Below are 2,575 nucleotides of genomic sequence, written 5' to 3' on the forward strand. Positions count from 1 at the left end.
GCCTGCGCGCCCGCCGCGGTGCTGATCGATTGCTCCACCATCGACGTCGCCACCGCCAAGCGCGTCGCGGCGATGGCGCTCGCGAAAGGGTTGAGCGCGGTCGACGCGCCCGTGTCGGGCGGCATCGCGGCGGCGGCGGCGGGCACGCTGACCTTCATGGTCGGCGGCCCGGAGGATGCGTTCGCGCGCGCCGAACCGTATCTGTCGGCGATGGGCAAGGCGGTTATCCGCGCCGGCGCGTCGGGCGCGGGGCAGGCGGCGAAGATCTGCAACAACATGATCCTGGGCGCGACGATGGTCGCCACCTGCGAGGCGTTCCTGCTCGCGGAGAAGCTCGGGCTGGACGCACAGGCCTTTTACGACATCGCCAGTGTCTCGTCGGGGCAGAGCTGGTCGATGACGAGCTATTGCCCGGTGCCCGGCGTCGGCCCGGAGACGCCCGCCGACCGTGATTACGAGGGCGGCTTCGCGGCGGCGCTGATGCTCAAGGACCTGCGCCTGGCGATGCAGGCCGCGTCGGAGGCGCGCGCGCAGACGCCGATGGGCGCCAAGGCGGCCGGACTGTACGAGGCGATGGTCGCGGACGGGCAGGGAGGGAAGGACTTTTCGGCGGTGATCAAGCTGCTGGGATGAGGTTGGCTGGGTAGTAGCTACGCCGTTACATTCCCTCCCCGGCGGAAACCGGGGCCCAGTCGACCGCGCCGATCACAGGACGCAACGGTTGGAGCCGCGCGGCGGACTGGCCCCGGCTTTCGCCGGGGAGGCGCCTTGGGGCCTGTCAGGAGCTAATCCCCGCCGGTCATGCCGCTTGCCCCTCGCGTCCTCCACGCTACACCCACCCCAAAAGGGAGAGGGCATGACGACCACCGCCGCACGATCGCCGGGGGAAATCCGCCAGGTGATCACCGCCTCGTCGCTGGGCACGGTGTTCGAATGGTACGACTTCTTCATCTGGGGGACGTTGACGACGTCCGGCATCCTGCAACGGGTGTTCTTCCCGGCGGGCGACGAGGTGCTCGCCACCTTGCTCGCCTGGGCCACCTTCGCGGTCGGCTTCGCGTTCCGGCCGCTGGGCGCGATCGTGTTCGGCTATCTGGGCGACAAGCTCGGGCGCAAATACACGTTCCTGGTCACCATCACGCTGATGGGGGGGGCCACCGCCGGGATCGGCCTGGTGCCTTCCTACGCCGCGATCGGCGCGGCGGCGCCCGTGCTGATCATCGCGCTGCGGATCGCGCAGGGGCTGGCGCTGGGCGGCGAATATGGCGGTGCCGCGATCTATGTCGCCGAACATTCGCCGCCGGGCAGGGCGGGGTTCTATACCAGCTTCATCCAGGCCAGCGTCGTCGGCGGGTTCATCCTCAGCCTTGCGGTCGTGCTGTTCTTCAAGGGGCTGGTCAGCACGGACGGCTGGCAGGACTGGGGGTGGCGGCTGCCGTTCCTGTTCTCGATCCTGCTCCTGGTGGTGTCGCTGTGGATGCGGTTCAGGCTGTCCGAAAGCCCCGTGTTCAAGGCGATGAAGGCCGAGGGGCGGACGGCGGGCAATCCGTTCGTCGAGAGCTTCACCTATCCGGGCAATCTGAAGCGGCTGTTCGTGGCGCTGTTCGGGATCGGCGCGGGGCTGACGGTGATCTGGTATACGTCGATGTTCTCCGTGCTCGCCTTCCTGCAGGGACCGATGCGGATCGAGGAGACGGCCGCGCAGCTGATTACCGCTGCCGGCGCGCTGGGCGGGCTGGTCTTCTACATCGCCACGGGCGCGTGGTCGGACCGGGTCGGGCGCAAGAAGCCGATCGTGATCGGCTATGCGCTGACGTTGCTGCTGCTGTTCCCGCTGTTCTGGATGCTGGGCTGGGCGTCGGCGGGTGCGGTCCCCGGCGGAGAGAAGTTCGTGCCCGGCCCAGGCCAGATCGTGCTGATGGTGGCGGCGATCCTGGGGCTGATGGCCTTGTCGGGCCTGACCTATGGCTCGGTCGCGGCGTTGCTGGCGGAGATGTTTCCAGCTCGCATCCGCTACAGCTCGATGTCGATCCCCTATCATTTCGGCACGGGGTATTTCGGCGGCTTCCTGCCGCTGATCAGCGCCTATGTCGTCTCGCAGACGGGCGATCCGTTCTCCGGGCTTTGGTATACGTGGGGCGTGGTGCTGATGGCGCTGATCGTGACGTGGTGGGGGTTGGAGGAGCCGGTGCTTGAGGTGGTGCCGGCTTAGGTGTGTCCCTCCCCGGCGGAAGCCGGGGTCCAGCTGAGTCACATAGGCAACCGAAGCGCGTGATCCTGCACATGGTCCATCTGGGCCCCGGCTTCCGCCAGGGAGGGGCTTGGGGGCTCAGGGCAACGCGCGCACCGCCCCGCTCTTCTCGCACGCATCCAGCTTGCCCAAGTCCAGCGCCGCCGTCGCACCCACCGCCGGCACCTCCCACGGCACCCCAAACCCACGCCGCGTGAACCGCCCCGGTGGGCCGCCCGCGCACGCCATCATCAGGTCCAGCATCCTGGGCGGCGTGTCCCAGCCCTCGAACGACAGCCGGAACGTCCCCCAATGGATCGGCAGCGCCGCCGTCGCGCGCAGGCC

At 68.8% G+C, this 2,575-nt stretch carries 2 protein-coding genes and 1 pseudogene; 2 read left to right on the plus strand and 1 reads right to left on the minus strand.

The genetic code is table 11. The features are described 5' to 3' along the window. Together mmsB and JWN21_RS10350 are read left to right on the plus strand one after the other, a co-directional pair. Nucleotides 1-633: 3-hydroxyisobutyrate dehydrogenase (gene mmsB, locus JWN21_RS10345; RefSeq protein ID WP_299649412.1), on the plus strand; the 633-nt coding region annotated here is incomplete at its 5' end. A gap of 223 nt (nucleotides 634-856) precedes the next feature. Further along, the gene (locus tag JWN21_RS10350; RefSeq protein ID WP_299649415.1) at nucleotides 857-2,212 is read left to right on the plus strand and encodes an MFS transporter; all 1,356 of its coding nucleotides are present in this window, start codon (nucleotides 857-859) and stop codon (nucleotides 2,210-2,212) included. 117 nt (nucleotides 2,213-2,329) lie between these two features. Here the strand turns inward: JWN21_RS10350 and JWN21_RS10355 are convergent. Further along, nucleotides 2,330-2,575: pseudogene (locus JWN21_RS10355) on the minus strand (hydrolase); the annotation flags it as partial.

It is taken from the genome of Sphingomonas bacterium (assembly GCF_028292945.1).
In the GTDB taxonomy this organism is placed as follows: Bacteria; Pseudomonadota; Alphaproteobacteria; order Sphingomonadales; family Sphingomonadaceae; genus Sphingomonas.